This is a genomic window from Rhizobium sp. TBD182 (genome assembly GCF_001950375.1).
GTDB lineage: Bacteria > Pseudomonadota > Alphaproteobacteria > Rhizobiales > Rhizobiaceae > Agrobacterium > Agrobacterium tumefaciens.
Genome location: NZ_BDLN01000001.1, coordinates 1,749,141 through 1,766,251 on the forward strand (window position 1 = coordinate 1,749,141; position 17,111 = coordinate 1,766,251).

The 17,111-nt window shown below is 57.5% G+C and carries 16 protein-coding genes and 1 riboswitch; of the genes, 3 read left to right on the top strand and 13 right to left on the bottom strand.

From position 1 onward, the window contains the following. The coding region (locus T18_RS08750) for an SH3 domain-containing protein (RefSeq protein ID WP_323455214.1) at positions 1-383 on the bottom strand (383 nt) is incomplete at its 3' end. 180 nt (positions 384-563) lie between these two features. Between T18_RS08750 and T18_RS08755 the strand changes: the two genes are divergently transcribed. Beyond that, on the top strand, positions 564-1,568 hold the full coding sequence (locus tag T18_RS08755; protein ID WP_003514267.1) for a 2-hydroxyacid dehydrogenase: 1,005 nt from the start codon (positions 564-566) through the stop codon (positions 1,566-1,568). 79 nt (positions 1,569-1,647) lie between these two features. Here T18_RS08755 and T18_RS08760 read toward each other — a convergent pair whose 3' ends face one another. The 3 genes from T18_RS08760 to recF are packed head-to-tail and all read right to left on the bottom strand — an operon-like array spanning position 1,648 to position 4,038. Then, positions 1,648-2,124 (bottom strand): GNAT family N-acetyltransferase, encoded by a 477-nt coding sequence (locus T18_RS08760; RefSeq protein ID WP_038489315.1) that lies wholly within the window; start codon positions 2,122-2,124, stop codon positions 1,648-1,650. Then, positions 2,121-2,888, bottom strand: coding sequence for a molybdopterin-synthase adenylyltransferase MoeB (locus T18_RS08765; protein WP_038489312.1), 768 nt, complete (start codon positions 2,886-2,888; stop codon positions 2,121-2,123). Before T18_RS08765 ends, T18_RS08760 begins: the two co-directional genes overlap by 4 nt. A 22-nt stretch (positions 2,889-2,910) precedes the next feature. Further along, positions 2,911-4,038, bottom strand: a complete 1,128-nt coding sequence (gene recF / locus T18_RS08770; protein WP_038489309.1) for a DNA replication/repair protein RecF — start codon at positions 4,036-4,038, stop codon at positions 2,911-2,913. Between the two features lie 156 nt (positions 4,039-4,194). Here recF and T18_RS08775 point away from each other — a divergent pair, with 156 nt between their 5' ends. After that, positions 4,195-5,307: an alpha/beta hydrolase gene (locus T18_RS08775; protein ID WP_038489306.1), complete on the top strand. Its 1,113-nt coding sequence runs from the start codon at positions 4,195-4,197 to the stop codon at positions 5,305-5,307. Between the two features lie 28 nt (positions 5,308-5,335). On the opposite strand, the gene nrdF is transcribed toward T18_RS08775, so the two are convergent. The 8 genes from nrdF to T18_RS08815 all read right to left on the bottom strand — a co-directional run bounded on the left by nrdF (position 5,336) and on the right by T18_RS08815 (position 13,484). Further along, entirely contained in the window at positions 5,336-6,310 is a 975-nt protein-coding gene (gene nrdF / locus T18_RS08780) for a class 1b ribonucleoside-diphosphate reductase subunit beta (RefSeq protein WP_003514262.1), read from the bottom strand. A gap of 16 nt (positions 6,311-6,326) precedes the next feature. Continuing rightward, entirely contained in the window at positions 6,327-8,516 is a 2,190-nt protein-coding gene (nrdE, locus tag T18_RS08785) for a class 1b ribonucleoside-diphosphate reductase subunit alpha (RefSeq protein ID WP_075807520.1), read from the bottom strand. After that, positions 8,504-8,902, bottom strand: a complete 399-nt coding sequence (gene nrdI, locus T18_RS08790) for a class Ib ribonucleoside-diphosphate reductase assembly flavoprotein NrdI (RefSeq protein ID WP_003514252.1) — start codon at positions 8,900-8,902, stop codon at positions 8,504-8,506. The genes nrdE and nrdI overlap by 13 nt, the downstream gene beginning before the upstream one ends. Before the next feature lie 12 nt (positions 8,903-8,914). Continuing rightward, positions 8,915-9,136 (bottom strand): glutaredoxin-like protein NrdH, encoded by a 222-nt coding sequence (gene nrdH, locus T18_RS08795; protein WP_013635213.1) that lies wholly within the window; start codon positions 9,134-9,136, stop codon positions 8,915-8,917. Between the two features lie 255 nt (positions 9,137-9,391). Further along, positions 9,392-9,616, bottom strand: a riboswitch (cobalamin riboswitch). A 131-nt stretch (positions 9,617-9,747) separates the two neighbouring features. Next, entirely contained in the window at positions 9,748-10,377 is a 630-nt protein-coding gene (locus T18_RS08800; RefSeq protein ID WP_038489301.1) for a nucleoside triphosphate hydrolase, read from the bottom strand. Next, positions 10,374-11,156, bottom strand: coding sequence for an ATP-binding cassette domain-containing protein (locus T18_RS08805; RefSeq protein WP_013635211.1), 783 nt, complete (start codon positions 11,154-11,156; stop codon positions 10,374-10,376). The genes T18_RS08800 and T18_RS08805 overlap by 4 nt, the downstream gene beginning before the upstream one ends. Continuing rightward, positions 11,156-12,238: an ABC transporter permease gene (locus T18_RS08810; protein ID WP_038489298.1), complete on the bottom strand. Its 1,083-nt coding sequence runs from the start codon at positions 12,236-12,238 to the stop codon at positions 11,156-11,158. The genes T18_RS08805 and T18_RS08810 overlap by 1 nt, the downstream gene beginning before the upstream one ends. 223 nt (positions 12,239-12,461) lie before the next feature. Beyond that, positions 12,462-13,484 (bottom strand): sugar ABC transporter substrate-binding protein, encoded by a 1,023-nt coding sequence (locus tag T18_RS08815; RefSeq protein WP_003514241.1) that lies wholly within the window; start codon positions 13,482-13,484, stop codon positions 12,462-12,464. Positions 13,485-13,750: 266 nt separating this feature from the next. Between T18_RS08815 and T18_RS08820 the strand changes: the two genes are divergently transcribed. After that, a complete protein-coding gene (locus tag T18_RS08820) occupies positions 13,751-14,983 on the top strand; it encodes an ROK family transcriptional regulator (RefSeq protein ID WP_038489293.1) in 1,233 nt (410 codons plus the stop codon). 54 nt (positions 14,984-15,037) lie between these two features. On the opposite strand, the gene recQ is transcribed toward T18_RS08820, so the two are convergent. After that, the gene (gene recQ, locus T18_RS08825; protein ID WP_038489290.1) at positions 15,038-16,846 is read right to left on the bottom strand and encodes a DNA helicase RecQ; all 1,809 of its coding nucleotides are present in this window, start codon (positions 16,844-16,846) and stop codon (positions 15,038-15,040) included. Positions 16,847-17,111: the final 265 nt, after the last annotated feature.

Here is a 17,111-nt window from a genome sequence, read left to right on the forward strand (position 1 = left end):
CCCGACTGTGCGTCGCGGCGCATGTTCACGTAGACATCCTTGCCCTTGCCGCGCATCCACGGCGCGGCGACGGCCGTGCGCTCGCCAGAGAGTAGCGCCTGGTTAACCCAGCCTTCCGTGCCATCGGCATCGCGGATGCGTCGCCAGTTCTCATATTCCTGAATGATTTCAACCGGCATTCCCGATTTCATATACATCCAGGAAACGGCATAATCCGTGCTGGGTCCGATGCGCATGTTGACGCGCTTGGATTTCAGGCTGACAAAACGCGGCAAAGGCAGGCCGCTTGCGCCTTTGGCAGCGCCTTGCGCCATGGCCTCGTTCGCCACACCAAAGAGGCCCAGAGACAATGCAATGCAAACCATAGAAACCACACTGCGCATGCCCATTTCCGTTTCCTGCCTTCTGCAAACCGGATTAAATTCGAGGAGGCTCGTTTCCACACGCCTCAAGCTTCGGCGAGTTTTATTTGTCTTCGCCGGTGGGTCTGGTAGAAACGCCCTGATTGAAAGAAATTATCGCTCTTTCTGGTTAATGACTTCTGAACAAGGCAGCGGCAAACGATGACCCACAAGAAGAGACCGACAGTCTATATCACCCGCAAATTGCCTGACGTCGTCGAAACCAGAATGCGGGAACTCTTCGATGCCGAACTGAATATCGACGATACGCAGCGCCGCGAGGAGGAGCTTGTGGCCGCTATGCAGCGGGTCGACGTTCTGGTGCCGACGGTCACGGACCGCATCACCGCCGCCATGATCGAGAAAGCGGGGCCGCAACTGAAGCTGATCGCCAGCTTCTCCAACGGCATAGACCATGTGGATGTGGACGCGGCCGCCCGAAAGGGCATCACCGTGACCAACACGCCCAATGTGCTGACCGAAGACAGCGCCGATATCACCATGGCGCTGGTGCTGGCCGTGCCGCGCCGTCTGATCGAAGGCACGCGTGTGCTTGCCAATGGCGCCGACGAATGGCTGGGCTGGTCGCCGACCTGGATGCTGGGACGGCGCATTTCCGGCAAACGCATCGGCATTGTCGGCATGGGCCGCATCGGTACGGCAGTTGCGCGGCGCGCCAAGGCTTTCGGCCTCTCCATACACTATCACAACCGCAAACGCGTCAACCCGGCGACGGAAGCGGAGCTTGAGGCAACCTATTGGGACAGCCTCGACCAGATGCTGGCGCGGGTGGATATTGTTTCCGTCAATTGCCCCTCCACACCTGCGACCTATCACCTGATCTCGGCACGACGGCTCGCTCTGATGCAGCCGACAAGCTACATCGTCAACACGGCGCGCGGCGATATCATCGATGAGGCGGCAATGATCCAGTGCCTGCGCGACGGAAAGATCGCCGGAGCCGGTCTCGATGTCTACGAGAACGAGCCCGCAATCAATCCCAAGCTCATCAAGCTCGCGAGAGAAGGCAAGGTCGTGCTGCTTCCCCACATGGGCTCGGCAACGATCGAGGGCCGGATCGAGATGGGTGACAAGGTCATCATCAACATCCGCACGCTTTTCGACGGACATCGACCGCCGAACCGGGTGCTGCCGGGGCGGAACTGAACCGGTTCAGACAAGCCGTGTCTGATCGTGACGTGGGAGGGAGAAGCAGGCTTTTAAGCGGATCACAAATTGAGCCGTCTCAGCCGAGGAATTTCGTCATTTCAATCGAAGTCGTGCGGTCGTAACCCGGATGGGCGTTTTCAGCGGTTTTGATGAAACCCCAGGCGGCGAATTTCGCGTGGTTGCCGACAAGCTCGATGCGCGTTTCCAGCCGCAGCGCCGGTAACGCTAATTCGCGGGCCAATGCTTCGGCCCGTTCCAGAAGCATTTTGCCGATGCCTTTGCCCTGCGCTTTCAGGGAGACGCACAGCTTGCCGACGTAAAGGTAGGCCGGTGGTTCCTGCCGGCAAAACAGGCAGCCAACAATCTCATCACCATCCAGCGCCACGAAAGCGGTCTCCGCCCTCGCCTTCTCCGCGAGATTTTCGAGCGTCAAACGGTGAGCGGACGATGGTGGGTCGATGACGCCGTCCATATAGGCGAAGGACGACATGATAAGCGCAAGCAGCTCCTGCCAGCGCTCGAATTCTTCGCCAATCCTTGTGATCTCGGTCATGTTTTTTTTCCAGCATGGCGGCGCTTGTAACGCACGGTTTCGAAGCGGGCCGACAGGGCGTCATAGAGAAGCAGGCGGCCGACCAATGGCTCGCCGGCAGCGGTGATCACCTTGATGGCCTCCATGGCCATGATCGTGCCGATCACGCCGGTCAAAGCGCCGACGATGCCCGTTTCCGCGCAATTCGGAATAAGCCCCTGCGGCGGTGGCTCGGGAAACAGATCGCGATACCCCGGCAGCAGATTACCATCGGCACCCGCCTCATAGGGTTTCAGCACCGTTACCGAACCATCGAAACGGCCGACAGCGCCCGTTACCAGCGGCCTTTTAGCAGCCTCTGCGGCATCGGCAGCGGCATAACGTGTGTCGAAATTATCAGAACCGTCGATAAGGAGATCGAAGGATGGCAGATGGGTGTGCGCCCAGACCTGCGAAAAACGCTCCTCAAAAACAAGGGTACGCACATGCGGGTTGAGCCGGGCGATGGCTGCGCGGGCGCTTGCCGTTTTCAGCTCACCGATCGTGCCGGTATCGTGGATCACCTGCCGCTGGAGATTGGACAGGGAGACCACGTCGTCATCGATCAGGCCAAGCGTGCCGACACCGGCTGCAGCAAGATAATGAAGGACAGGCGCGCCGAGGCCACCAGCCCCGATTACCAGGACCCGCGCGGCCTTCAGACGCTGCTGCCCGGCACCGCCGATTTCCGGCAAGAGAATATGGCGCTTGTAGCGTTCGATTTCGTCCGGGCTCAGCGGGTCCATGTCGCACTCCATTTTTTCGCCGTCATGCCGTGATGCCCCCGTGGGAGACATTGAAGAATTGCGCCCTGTCGCCAAGGGCGGAGAACATTGCCGCATCCGTTCCGGTCATGAAACTCTGACCACCGAGCGCGTGAATGAGATCGAACAGAGCCGCCCGCCTGCCCTCATCCAGATGCGCGGCAATTTCGTCGAGCAGCAGAACCGGCGCATGGCCGGTCATGTTGGCGGTGAGCTGGGCATGCGCAAGCACCAATCCCACCAGCAGCGCCTTCTGTTCTCCGGTCGAGCAACGCTCTGCCTCCATGTTCTTTTCCGCATGGCGCACGAACAGATCGACACGGTGCGGTCCATCAAGCGTGCGGCCCGCCGCCGCGTCTCGATACCGGCCTTCGCGCAGCATAAGCCTATACTCGTCTTCCAGATCGACAGCCGGCCGGTTGAGCGTGTCGTCCATGAAACCCGAGAGCGCCAGCGCTGCAGAGGGGAAGGCAGCATTGCCGGAACGGCCTTCGATGAGGCTTTTCAAAAGACCCAACATTTCATAGCGCGCGAGCGCCATGGAAATGCCGAGTTCCGCCATCTGCTTCTCGATACCGTCCAGCCAGACCGGATCGAAACGGCCTTCCGAAAGCAGACGGTTGCGGCCGCGCATGGCCTTTTCGAAGTCGCTTGCCCGCCGCCCATGCGCGGGATCGAGCGAGAGCACCAACCGATCGAGAAAACGCCGGCGATCCGAGGATGAACCGGTAAAAAGCCCATCCATGGCAGGCGTCAGCCACAGCACCCGCAGATGATCCGTCAATTCATCGACCGACTTCACCGATGTCCCGTTCAGCCTCAGGCGGCGCGACACTACCTCGCCGTCACCCTCGATCCCGGTTCCGATGGCGACCTCGCCGTCCATGCCGTCGACATCCGCAAAAATCGAAAAACCGGCGGCCTCCGCCCCCACTCGCGTCACATCGGACAGGGTGGCGCGGCGCAGGCCCCTTCCGGGCGACAGAAACGAAACAGCCTCCAGGAGATTGGTCTTGCCGGAACCGTTGTCACCCGTCAGCACCACGTGGCGGTCATCCAGCGCAAGCGACGCCGCCGCATAGTTGCGGAAGTCCGTGAGTTTCAGCCGTAAAAGCGACACCTTATTCGTCATCTGTACGGCCTAAAACGAACATAGCTGGATAGCAAGGTGGGGAATGCGTCGTCCGCATTGAACATAATGCAACCACACCGCAATCCAGTCTCCAGTAGCAACTTTTTGAGCGTCCGGTTATTTATGCGTGGTCCCTCATTATCGGTAACCCCATCCATGCGCCTGATTTTTTCGCTCCTCCTCGCTTTCAGCCTTCTTTCATCCTGCGCGGGCAGACCGGGGGCGGATGTGTTGCAGGCCATAAACACCAAGACCACCGATACGAAAATCGTGACAGCCTATGTGGCGAGCACGCGGGAGAAAAACAACGAGGCCAAAAAGGGCTTTAGCGCTGGGCGGGCGGCTGAGCTGAATTATGCGCGCTTCGACATTTCCATTCCTCCCAGCCATAAAAGCGGAAATATCGAATGGTCCAAAGGCAAGCCGAACCCGAGCAAGGATTTCGTCGTCACCAAAGCCGATATGCTGACGAAAACGCGTTTCAATTCCGATCTTGGCGACGTCACCCGCTCCGGCAAGCAGATCGCGCTTTTTGTGCATGGCTATAATTACAGCTATCAGGAAGCCTTGTTCCGTGCGGCACAAATGGCAGCCGATGCCAATATGGATGGTGTGCCACTGGTCTTTTCATGGCCGTCTCAGGCGAGCGTCACCGGTTACGTGGCCGACAAGGAATCAGCGACCTATTCGCGAGACGCGCTGGCCACGGTGCTGACCGACCTTACCAGGCAAACACCGAAAAAAAGCATTGTCGTGTTCGGTCACAGCATGGGCGGCTGGCTGGTCATGGAAGCGCTGCGACAATTGCGCTTCGAAGGCAGGAACGATGTGCTCTCCAAACTACAGGTAGTACTGGCCGCGCCGGATATCGACGCCGATGTTTTCCGCAAGCAGATCGAGGTGGTGGGAAGGCTCAATCCGCCGCTCACCATTCTCGTCTCCAAGGACGACCGCGCCCTGAAGGCTTCCTCCATCCTCGGGGCGGACGTCACCCGCATAGGCGCGCTGGATGTGACCGATCCTCAAGTGCAGGAAGCCGCCCTGAAAGAGGGCGTTCAGTTCGTTGACATCTCCAAGCTCAAGGCATCGGATCCGCTCAACCACGACCGCTATGCTGCACTCGCGTCGCTGGTGCCACAACTGGAGGCGAGCCGGAACGGCAACGGCGAAAACGGGATAGGCCGCGCGGGTGCCTTTGTGTTCGATGCTATCGGGGCAACAGTATCCAGCCCTTTCCGGCTTGCGAGCCAGGTCGTGAACCCGCAATAACTTTTGCGGGTTCTTGGCGGCAACCGGTTCAGAAATCCCAGTCTTCGTCTTCTGTGGCGACCGCCTTGCCGATGACATAGGAAGAGCCGGAGCCGGAGAAGAAGTCGTGGTTCTCGTCGGCATTGGGAGACAGCGCCGAGAGGATCGCAGGATTGACCCGGCAAGCCTCGGGCGGAAACAGCGCCTCGTAACCCAGATTCATCAAGGCCTTGTTGGCGTTGTAATGCAGGAACTGCTTGACGTCTTCCGTCAGGCCAACGCCGTCATAGAGGTCTTGGGTATATTTGGCTTCGTTGTCGTAAAGCTCGAGCAAAAGATCGAAGGCGAAATCCTTGATCTCCTGTTTTTCCGCTTCGCCCAGACGTTCGAGCGCGCGCTGGAACTTGTAGCCGATGTAATAGCCATGCACGGCCTCATCGCGAATGATGAGACGGATCAAATCGGCCGTGTTGGTAAGCTTGGCGCGACTTGACCAGAACATTGGCAGGTAGAAGCCGGAATAGAACAGGAAGCTCTCCAGAAACACGCTGGCGACCTTCATTTTCAACGGATTTCCGCTATCATATTCGCGCATGATGAGCGCGGATTTGCGTTGCAGGAATTCGTTCTCCTCCGACCAGCGATAGGCGTCATCGACGTCAGGCGTGGAGCAGAGCGTCGAGAAGATCGAGGAATAGGAGCGGGCGTGGACCGCCTCCATGAAGGAGATGTTGGAAAGCACCGCCTCTTCGTGCGGCGTCGCCGAATCCGCCATCAGGCGCACGGAACCGACGCCGTTCTGGATCGTGTCCAGCAATGTCAGCCCGGTGAAGACGCGGATCGTCAGGGTCTGCTCTTCCGGCTTCAGCGTTCCCCAGGACGGGATATCGTTGGAGAGCGGCACCTTTTCCGGTAGCCAGAAATTCGATGTCAGGCGATTCCAGACTTCGAGATCCTTGTCATCCTCGATGCGGTTCCAGTTGACCGCGCGAATACGGGACGCGGGTTTTACGGCAATATTCATTGTCTTGTCCCTCAATTCAGAGCGTGCAGGATACGCAGCCCTGAACCTGCGTGCCTTCCAGCGCCATCTGGCGCAAACGGATGTAGTAGATGGTCTTGATGCCTTTTTTCCAGGCGTAGATCTGCGCCCGGTTGATATCGCGCGTCGTTGCCGTATCGCGGAAGAACAGCGTCAGCGACAGACCCTGATCGACATGCTGGGTGGCCGCCGCATAGGTATCTATGATCTTTTCCGGACCGATTTCGTAGGCATCCTGATAATATTCGAGATTGTCGTTCGAAAGGTAGGAAGCCGGATAATAAACACGGCCGATCTTGCCTTCCTTGCGAATTTCAATCTTCGAGACGATGGGATGGATCGAGGAGGTCGAGTGGTTGATATAGGAGATCGAGCCTGTGGGCGGCACGGCCTGAAGGTTCTGGTTATAGAGGCCGGTCTCCATGACTGCCTGCTTCAACGCTTTCCAGTCCTCCTGTGTCGGAATGGAAATGCCGGCTTTCTCAAAAAGGTCGCGGACCTTTTCCGTCGCGGGCAGCCATTCCCGGTCGGTATATTTATCGAAGTAGTCGCCCGAGGCATATTTGGAGTTTTCAAAGCCCTTGAAGCTCTGGCCCCTTTCCGTGGCAAGGCGATTGCTGGCGCGGATGGCGTGATAGGTCACCGTGTAGAAATAGATATTGGTGAAATCGATGCCTTCTTCGGAGCCGTAGAAGATGCGCTCGCGCGCCAGATAGCCATGCAGGTTCATTTGACCAAGCCCGATGGCGTGGCTCGCATCGTTGCCCTTTTCCACGGAGGGGACAGACGAGATGTGGCTCATGTCAGAAACGGCCGTCAGCGCCCGGATGGAGGTTTCGATCGTCTTGCCGAAATCAGCCGAATCCATTGCTGAAGCAATGTTGAGCGAGCCGAGATTGCAGGAAATATCCTTGCCCATATGGCTGTAAGAGAGATCGTCGTTGAACTCGCTCGCCTCGCTGACCTGTAGGATTTCCGAGCAAAGATTGCTCATGCTGATACGGCCGGCGATCGGATTGGCGCGGTTCACCGTATCCTCGAACATGATATAGGGATAACCGCTTTCGAACTGGATTTCTGCGATGACTTGGAAGAACTCGCGTGCCTTTATCTTCTTCTTGCGGATGCGGCTGTCGGCGACCATTTCCTGATATTTTTCGCTGACGGAAATCTCGGTAAACGGCACGCCATAAACCCGCTCAACATCATAGGGTGAGAACAGGTACATATCCTCGTTGTTTCTCGCGAGTTCGAAGGTGATATCAGGGATCACCACGCCGAGCGAAAGGGTTTTGATGCGGATTTTTTCGTCGGCGTTTTCACGTTTCGTATCAAGGAAACGCATGATGTCGGGGTGGTGGGCATGCAGGTAGACCGCGCCAGCGCCCTGGCGCGCGCCAAGCTGGTTGGCGTAGGAGAACGAATCTTCCAGCAGCTTCATGACAGGAATGACGCCGGAGGACTGGTTTTCGATCTGTTTGATCGGCGCGCCGGCTTCGCGAATATTGGTCAGGGACAGTGCTACGCCACCACCCCGCTTGGAAAGCTGCAATGCTGAATTGATGGACCGGCCGATGCTTTCCATATTGTCTTCCACACGCAGCAGAAAACACGAAACCAGCTCACCGCGGCTTTTCTTGCCAGCGTTGAGAAAGGTCGGGGTTGCCGGCTGGAAGCGGCCGGAAATGATTTCATCCATCAGATCGCGGGCAAGCTGCTCGTCGCCACGCGCCAGAGCCAGCGCCACCATGCAGACGCGGTCCTCATAACGCTCCAGGTAACGCTTTCCGTCGAAGGTCTTCAGCGTATAGGACGTATAATATTTGAAGGCGCCGAGAAATGTCGGAAAACGGAACTTTCTGGCATAGGCCTCGTCGTAGAGGTCACGGACGAAATTGAAGGAATACTGGTCCAGCACCTCCTGTTCGTAATATCCCTCAGTCACGAGATAATCGAGCTTTTCCCTGAGATTATGGAAAAACACCGTGTTCTGGTTGACGTGCTGAAGGAAATATTGCCGTGCCGCAAGGCGGTCCTTGTCGAGCTGGATCTTCCCGTTTTCATCGTAGAGGTTCAGCATCGCGTTCAGCGCGTGATAGTCCAGTCCCGCGTCCAGGTGTTTCTGCGCAGCGGTTACTTGTTGTTTGGCATCCGTGTTGCGCACCGCGCTCGAGGTCAGCGTGTCCAAAATCGTTCCAATCCATGATTGACGTTGGCGACATCTTCCTCCGTGCCGAGAAGCTCGAAGCGGTAGAGAAACGGCACCGCGCATTTACGCGACACGATATCTCCGGCGGATGCGAAAGCTGCGCCAAAATTCGTATTTCCCGCCGCGATGACGCCGCGAATGAGATTTCGGTTTGAGGGCTCGTTCAAAAACCGGATAACCGGTTTCGGTACCGCTCCTTTCATGCCGCCACCCCCATAGGTGGGGGTGACGAGAACATAGGGCTCCGACACGTGAGGAACGTCTTCCTCGGCGCCGAGCGGCAGGCGAAGCAATCGTCGCCCCAGTTTCTGAAGGAAGCGATGAGTGTTCTCAGACCGGCTGGAATAATAGACGATCAGCCCCATCGCATCGCCTCCTCAGCTGATCGAGCCAATCATGTCCGGACGGAAACCCGCCCAATGGCGTTCGCCGGCAACGACCACGGGAACCTGCATGTAACCAAGGCCGCGAACGCGATCGAGGGCATCCGCATCTTCGGAGATATCGACGATCTCGTAGCTGACACCGATGCGGTCAAGCGCACGATAGGTGGCAGTGCACTGGACGCAGGCGGGCTTGCTGTAAACGGTGACGGTCATTGTTTCCTCTTTCGAAGCCGCTTTTACGCACGGCTCAACATTGCCCGCCTGCAATCACAAGCGGGTGGCGATGGTTCTGTCATTCTGGCGAGGCGCGCGGGTGAGGCCGCGTAAGATCGCTGTCTACGCCGACGAGCGTAGAAACTCATAAAAATGCACTGGCATGACTTCACCCCGAAGCTTGTTCTGGAGGGGGCAGAAAAGGGCGCACGCAATTCATTTGCGTCATACACCTTCCTTCCGGACACCCCGCCCGTGGACGTTTTCGCTCAAGGCAGGTCTCCTGACTTGCGGGTCAAAACATCCATTCCCACCTTCCCGGAGCTTTTAGCGCCAGTGGCTCAAATCGGAACGATGCTCACCGCTTACAGTTGCGGGGGCAGTTTCGGCATTGCTTCCCCATAATGGTGTTGCGCACCGAATTCCCGTCTTAGCTCCCGACGCTTGCGAATCGAAAGAACCTTGAACACCACATATAGTATATGAGGATTTTTTTTCGTCAATAATTAGACATGCGAAAGCCCCACCCTGTGGATCAAAAAGATTCAACACATGGTCAACAAAGGCTTAACGGTGAATGCTTGATGCCGCCTACGGACGGAAGCGGCGGGTTATTCCCAGATATCGATGCGAATATCGGCGGGGCGGGAGTTCTCAATCACCCGCTTTCCGTTGGGAAGATCATTTTCGAACAGTTTGGCGTGAATCTCGGTCGCATCGAGACCATAGCCCTGCCATCTATCCCGCAGGCGTTCCTCGAGCACCGCAACGGATGGGCCTACGAAGACGGTAAGATCGAAGCTGCCGGAAAGCTTCGTCCACGGCGCCTCGTTCAACAGCAGATAGTTGCCTTCGGCAAGGATGAAGCGTGTTTCTGGCGCGATGGCGCGAGCGGAGGCAATGGCTATTTCGCGTGAGCGGTCAAAAACCGGGACAAGGATTTCCTGTCCGCCCTGACGAACTGCGGAGACGATATCAAGAAAGCCGCGCACGTCGAAGGTCTCCGGTGCGCCTTTTCGCGGCAAGAGCCCCCGTTCTTCGAGAATACCGTTATCCATATGGAAGCCGTCCATGGGCAGGACAGCCGCAGCCTCGCCGCGCGCCACGAGGGCACCGCACAGGGCATCCGCCAGCGTGGATTTGCCGGCCCCAGGGGGACCGGCAATGGCAATGATAAAACGAGATTTATCCTCTGCCCGCCGAAGAACGTCTTCGACGATCGTTTCAAGCTTCAACGTCATGCGGCCAGCGTTTCCTTTGGCGCTTCCTTGGCGCCCGTCATGAAGGCGACAGCGTCGGACATGGTATAGTCCTTCGGATTGATGACGCACAAACGCTTGCCCAGCCGATGAATATGAATCCGGTCAGCAACCTCGAAAACATGCGGCATGTTGTGCGAGATGAGAACGATCGGTAGCCCTCGCGCGCGCACATCCAGAATGAGCTCGAGAACGCGGCGGCTTTCCTTGACGCCGAGCGCCGCCGTCGGTTCGTCAAGGATGACGACCTTGGAGCCGAAGGCGGCTGCACGCGCCACCGCAACACCCTGGCGCTGGCCGCCGGAGAGGGTTTCCACCGCCTGATTGATGTTCTGGATCGTCATCAGGCCGAGTTCAGAGAGTTTCTCACGGGCAAACTTTTCCATCGCCGGACGGTCCAGTGCCCTGAACAGGCTTCCCTGAATACCGGGTTTGCGGATTTCACGGCCGAGAAACATATTGTCGGCTATGGACAATGCGGGAGACAGCGCAAGGTTCTGATAAACGGTTTCGATACCAGCCTTGCGTGCCTCGATCGGCGAGCGGAACTGTACCGGCTTGCCTTCAAGCCTGATCTCCCCTTCATCGGGTGTCACCGCACCGGAAATCGCCTTGATGAGAGAGGATTTTCCAGCACCGTTATCACCGATGACGGCGAGGATTTCGCCCGGATAAAGGTCAAAATCGGCATTGTCGAGCGCAGTCACACGACCGTAGCGTTTAACGAGATTGCGTGCTGTGAGGATAGGTTCTTTTGCCATCAGCCTGCTACCTTTCTGATCCACTGGTCGATTGCGACAGCCAAGATGATAAGGACGCCGATCAACAGATAGGTCCATTGTGGGTCTGTTCCGATAAGTCGCAGGCCGAGAGAGAAGACACCGACGATCAGCGCGCCGAAGATCATGCCCATGATCGAGCCGCGTCCGCCAAACAGCGATATGCCGCCGATGACCACTGCGGTGATGGATTCGATGTTGGCAAACTGACCGGCGGTCGGCGATACCGAGCCGATGCGGCCGATGAGAGCCCAGCCCGCGAAGGCGCAGATAAGCCCGGAAAGTGTGTAGACGGTCGTCAGCATGCGCTTGACGTTAACGCCGGCCAGTTCGGCTGCGTCGGGATCATCACCCACTGCATAGAGATGTCGACCCCAGGCGGTGCGGTTCAGCACATACCAGAGCAGGGCAACCAGCAGAACCATCGCAATGACGCCATAGGTGAAGACGGCGCTGCCGATGCGGATATTGTTGCCGAAAAACTGGAGAATGGGCGCCTGTTGGACGATATCCTGTGAGCGGATCGTTTCGTTGGCCGAATAGAGGAAATTGGTGGCCAACACGATCTGCCACATGCCCAGTGTAACGATGAAGGGCGGCAGCCGCATGCGCGAAACCAGCACGCCATTGATAAAGCCACAAAATGCGCCAACTGCGAGACCGCAGATAATCGAGAGTTCGGCAGGCAAACCATAGCGGAACGTAAACTGTCCCATGACGACGGAGGACAGGACCATGATCGCACCGACCGAAAGATCGATACCCGCAGTCAGAATGACCAGCGACTGTGCCGCGCCGACGATGCCGACGATTGCCACCTGCTGAAGGATAAGGGTCAGCGAAAAGGCCGAGAAAAACTTGCCGCCCAGGGTCATGCCGAAGACAGCCAGCGACAACACCAGAACGATCAGCGGTACGGCCGCCGGGCTGGAATGCAGAAAGTGCTGGAATTTTTCAAGCAAACTCTTGTTGTGCGTATCGAAAGCAGCGACCTGGGTCGAACTTCCCGACAGCACTTTTTCAAATTCATTATGCGGTTGAGCCCGCACTGGCTGATCGCTCATGGATTTTCCTCCCGATCGCTCCATCGCATCAGCCCCGAACCCGGGATTATTTTCCAGAGGGGACAATGCGTAGATTCAAACTGTTGAGAAGCGTGCCTCAGTTACGTCCACGGACGCCGGGCGCGCTCGTTTGTTCCTGTCCGATCACCCAGATCGTTCTTTTTAACCATTCCGGTTCAAGGGCGGGGGCAAATTGCCCCCCGCCGATTTCAATGGTGAAGTATCAGCCCCAGCACTTCTTCAGGCCTTCCTTGGTGTCGATCGAATCGAGACCCTTGACCGGCTTGTCGGTTACCAGCGTTACGCCGGTGTCGAAGAAGTTCTTGCCTGCGGTCGGCTTCGGCTTTTCACCGGTGTCGGCAAACTTCTTGACGGCTTCCACGCCGAGTGCCGCCATCAGCAGCGGGTATTGCTGAGACGTTGCGCCGATCACGCCTTCCGCAACGTTCTTGACACCAGGGCAACCGCCATCGACGGAAACGATCAGAACATCCTTTTCGCGGCCGACGGCTTTAAGCGCTTCGTAAGCACCGGCAGCTGCAGGTTCGTTGATGGTGTGAACGACGTTGATGGTCGGATCCTTCTGCAGCAGATTTTCCATCGCAGAGCGGCCGCCTTCTTCGTTACCGTTGGTAACATCATGACCAACGATACGCTTGTCGTCTTCATCACCAATCTTGTTGATGTCCTTCACGTCGATACCGAAGCCCTTCATGAAGCCCTGGTTGCGCAAAACATCAACGGTTGGCTGGGAAGGCGTGAGGTTGAGGAAGGCGATTTTCGCGTCCTTGGCCTTGTCGCCGAGGGTGCCGGCAGCCCATTTGCCGATCAGCTCGCCGGCCAGAAGATTGTCGGTAGCGAAAGTGGAGTCAGCGGCATCAACGGGTTCGAGAGGTGTATCGAGGGCGATGACCAGAAGACCGGCATCGCGCGCCTTCTGCACGGCCGGAACGATGCCCTTGGTGTCCGATGCGGTAATCAGGATACCCTTGGAGCCATCGGCAATGCATGTCTCGATCGCGGCAACCTGGCTTTCGGAATCGCCATCGATCTTGCCGGCATAGGACTTCAGCGTCACGCCAAGTTCTTTAGCCTTGGCGGTGGCGCCTTCCTTCATCTTGACGAAAAAGGGATTGGTGTCGGTTTTGGTAATCAGGCAAACCGAAGTATCGGCGGCGGACGCGACGGACGCGAAAGAAACGCCGAGCGCAAGCGCGCCCAGAAGAGCGGAAACAGTCGTCTTCATTGTAATCCTCCCATTGAATGTTTGAGTACCGTGACGGTTACCCGGCGATCTCGTCTCCTCCGAGAACAGCGACCGTTGACACAGATGGAACCACCAAAGGAAACGGCTGTCAATAAATAAATCCGATTGAATTATTAATTCCGTATGGCATTCTAACAAGCGGCAGGGAGGAATATCGCCGCGTCGTTTAACGTTGCGATAGCAAGATTGCCATAAAGCCTGCATGTATCGGTCGCGGCGGATATGGCGGGCGGGAGGATGAAACTATGAGACAATCTGTCGAGACGGCGCCGCCCGCGCCGTCCACCAACATGGATATGAGCGGCGGCGCCAACCAGATCGGGGTGCGTGCCTATAACGAGCGGCTTGTGCTGTCGCTGGTTCGCCGCCACGGCGGCTTGTCGAAAGCCGAAATATCCAGGCTTTGCGGTCTCTCGGCGCAGACCGTCTCGGTCATCATGCGCTCGCTCGAAAGTGACGGTCTTCTTATTCGTGGCGAAAGACTGCGCGGCAAAGTCGGGCAGCCTTCGACGCCGATGCGCCTCAATCCCGATGCCGTCTTCTCGTTTGGCGTAAAAATCGGCCGTCGCAGCGTCGATCTGGTGCTGATGGATTTCGTCGGCCGGATCAAGCTGAAGCTCCGCAGAACTTACCCCTATCCTATGCCGGAATGGATTTTGCCATTCGTCATCGAGGGTATCACGGAACTCGAGTCCAAGCTCTCTCCGGTCGAACGGCAAAAAATTGCCGGTGTCGGCATTGCCGCGCCGTTCGAATTGTGGAACTGGGCGCAGGAGGTGGGCGCCCCGCAGAATGAGATGGAGCGCTGGCGCGACGTCGATATCCGTTCCGAAATTGCGGATGGCGTCAGCTATCCGGTTTTCCTGCAGAACGATGCGACCAGTGCCTGCGGTGCAGAACTGGTTTTTGGTGCAGGCCAGAACTACCCCGATTTTCTCTATATCTTCATCGGATCCTTCATCGGTGGCGGTGTCGTTTTAAATTCCGCACTGTTTTCCGGAAAGACGGGCACCGCCGGTGCAATCGGCCCCTTGCCAGTTCAGGGGCAGGACGGCAACACGGTCCAGCTTCTGAAAATCGCCTCCATCTTCGTTCTGGAAAACATGTTGCGCGAACGCGGCATCGATCCGCGTCCCCTGTGGTTCTCGCCGGACGAGTGGATCGATTTCGGCGAGCCGCTGGAAAGCTGGATCGGAAAAACGGCCGCGGCCCTTGCGCAAGCCGTTATCGCTGCAGCCTCCATCATCGATTTTTCCAGCGTCATCATCGATGGCGGTTTTCCGGATTGGGTCAGAGCAAGAATAGTCTCCGCCACCCGCCTTGCCCTCAAACATCACGATCTTCAGGGTGTTACGCTGCCGGAGATCATCGAGGGAGCGGTCGGCAGCCAGGCCCGGGCTATCGGGGGAGCGAGCCTGCCCCTGTTTTCCCGTTATCTCATCGACCAGAATGTTCTGTTCAAGGACACGACAGGCTGAGGTTTCAGGCCCTGCCGAAATTTCCTGGCGGGACTCTTTGCCGGATTCAAATGGTCACTCGCTGGCGGCATGTTCCATGATCGCCGCCAGAAAAGCAGGGCCGTATCGTTCCAGCTTTGTGTCTCCCACTCCAGGTATCTGCGCCATTTCCCCCACAGAGGCCGGTCTTGATGCCGCAAGCTCAATGAGTGTCTTGTCGTGAAAAATCACATAGGGCGGAACGTTCTGTGCGCGGGCAATTTCCATGCGCTTCGCACGCAGCGCCTCAAAGAGACTACGATCGGCATCCGGTAGAACAATGGCGGTGGGCTTGCGATTCGTCTGTTGTCGCGCCGAACGGGGAGCGGACGGTATCCTCAACATCAGGGACGGCTTTTCGCGCAGGAACCGCCTCCCTTCTTCGGAAATGGACAATCCCCCGTGACCGGCCAGATCAACCTCGATCAGGCGCAGCGCAACCATCTGGCGCAGGATGGCCCGCCAGGTGCGATTGTCGTGCTCTTTGCCGATGCCGTAGGTCGTGATCCGATCGTGACCAAAGTTCGATATCCGTTCATCTTCCATGCCCAGCAATACGCGGATGACATAGGCCTGGCCGAAACGTTCTCCCGTGCGGTAAATGCAGGACAGCAACTTCTGCGCGGCAATGGCACCATCAAACAGGTCCGGCGGCTCCGCACAGGTGTCGCAATTGCCGCAGGGCTCACAATGGTCGCCGAAATAAGACAAAAGCACCCGCCGACGGCAACCGGCTGTTTCCGCGAGGCCAAGCAACGCATCGAGCTTCCGGCGCTCCATGTTCTTGCGCTGGTCGCCCGCATCCGACTCTTCGATAAAGCGGTTGCGCAATGCGATGTCTTCATAACCGTAAAGCATAAGCACGTCGGACGGCAGACCGTCACGGCCGGCACGGCCGGTTTCCTGATAATAGGCTTCGATGCTGCTGGGCAGATCGATATGCACAACGAAGCGCACATCCGGTTTGTCGATGCCCATACCGAAAGCCACGGTTGCAACCATGATGACAGCTTCACCATGCTGGAAGTGGGTCTGGTTCGCCTCGCGGGCGGCCTTGTCCATGCCGGCGTGATAGGGCAGCGCATCGCGCCCCTCCTCACGCAGCCAGGCCGCCGTCTCATCTACCTTGCGTTTGGAAAGGCAATAGACGATGCCGCTTTCGTCCTCGCGACCCGTCAGGAAGCGCTTCAGCTGCGTACGTGGATTATCCTTTTCCATGATCGCATAGCGGATATTTGGCCGATCGAATCCGGCTATGAAGGCGTCGCTTCCGTTGATCCCGAGATGACCCAGAATTTCGGCGCGGGTTGGCTCGTCCGCAGTCGCCGTGAGCGCCATGCGTGGCGTATCCGGAAAGCGCTCGATCAACGTGTCTAGCTGGCGGTAAGGGGGACGGAAATCGTGCCCCCACTGCGACAGGCAATGAGCTTCGTCGATGGCGATCAGCGACAGGCTGATAGGTTGAAGCGCATCCAGAACATCCGGCTTGAGAAGGGTCTCCGGCGCGGCATAGAGAATATCGACCTTGCCAGCCCGCATATCCTGCCAGAGTATCCGCCGCTCTTCTGGGGAAAGATCGGAGTTGAGAGCTTCTGCCCGCACACCTGCCTGACGCAAGGCGGCGACCTGATCAACCATCAGCGCGATCAGGGGCGAAACAACCAGCCCCATTCCCTTACGGGCGAGCGCCGGAATCTGGTAACAAAGCGACTTCCCGCCCCCTGTTGGCATCAATACAAATGCATTGTTGCCTGCCATCACATGCCGGATGATTTCGGCCTGCTGTCCACGAAACGTATCGTAGCCATACACGGTCTTGAGAATCTGCAAGGGATCGGTGGTCACGTTGGCTTTCTTATGAGCTGGACGGTTTACGCATCATGGCCAAATCAGGGGCTATCGCAACGCAGAAAGGCTGAATCAGTCGCAGAAAAAAGAGCGCCAATTGCGGACGATGCGAACTTATATTGGTTTGGATGTTATTTGAGGTATTTCGCAAAAGGAAAACCCCGCAGCTTAAGCTACGGGGTTTTTGGAATATTGGTTGCGGGGGCAGGATTTGAACCTGCGGCCTTCAGGTTATGAGCCTGACGAGCTACCGGGCTGCTCC

What these genes read in the sequence shown, in the direction of transcription:
- T18_RS08805 (WP_013635211.1), bottom strand. Translation starts at nt 11,156, where the DNA reads ATGGCAAAAGAACCTATCCTCACAGCACGCAATCTCGTTAAACGCTAC.
- recF (WP_038489309.1), bottom strand. Translation starts at nt 4,038, where the DNA reads ATGACGAATAAGGTGTCGCTTTTACGGCTGAAACTCACGGACTTCCGC.
- nrdI (WP_003514252.1), bottom strand. Translation starts at nt 8,902, where the DNA reads ATGGGGCTGATCGTCTATTATTCCAGCCGGTCTGAGAACACTCATCGC.
- T18_RS08775 (WP_038489306.1), top strand. Translation starts at nt 4,195, where the DNA reads ATGCGCCTGATTTTTTCGCTCCTCCTCGCTTTCAGCCTTCTTTCATCC.
- T18_RS08810 (WP_038489298.1), bottom strand. Translation starts at nt 12,238, where the DNA reads ATGAGCGATCAGCCAGTGCGGGCTCAACCGCATAATGAATTTGAAAAA.
- T18_RS08755 (WP_003514267.1), top strand. Translation starts at nt 564, where the DNA reads ATGACCCACAAGAAGAGACCGACAGTCTATATCACCCGCAAATTGCCT.
- nrdF (WP_003514262.1), bottom strand. Translation starts at nt 6,310, where the DNA reads ATGAATATTGCCGTAAAACCCGCGTCCCGTATTCGCGCGGTCAACTGG.
- T18_RS08820 (WP_038489293.1), top strand. Translation starts at nt 13,751, where the DNA reads ATGAGACAATCTGTCGAGACGGCGCCGCCCGCGCCGTCCACCAACATG.
- T18_RS08760 (WP_038489315.1), bottom strand. Translation starts at nt 2,124, where the DNA reads ATGACCGAGATCACAAGGATTGGCGAAGAATTCGAGCGCTGGCAGGAG.
- T18_RS08765 (WP_038489312.1), bottom strand. Translation starts at nt 2,888, where the DNA reads ATGGACCCGCTGAGCCCGGACGAAATCGAACGCTACAAGCGCCATATT.
- nrdH (WP_013635213.1), bottom strand. Translation starts at nt 9,136, where the DNA reads ATGACCGTCACCGTTTACAGCAAGCCCGCCTGCGTCCAGTGCACTGCC.
- T18_RS08800 (WP_038489301.1), bottom strand. Translation starts at nt 10,377, where the DNA reads ATGACGTTGAAGCTTGAAACGATCGTCGAAGACGTTCTTCGGCGGGCA.
- T18_RS08815 (WP_003514241.1), bottom strand. Translation starts at nt 13,484, where the DNA reads ATGAAGACGACTGTTTCCGCTCTTCTGGGCGCGCTTGCGCTCGGCGTT.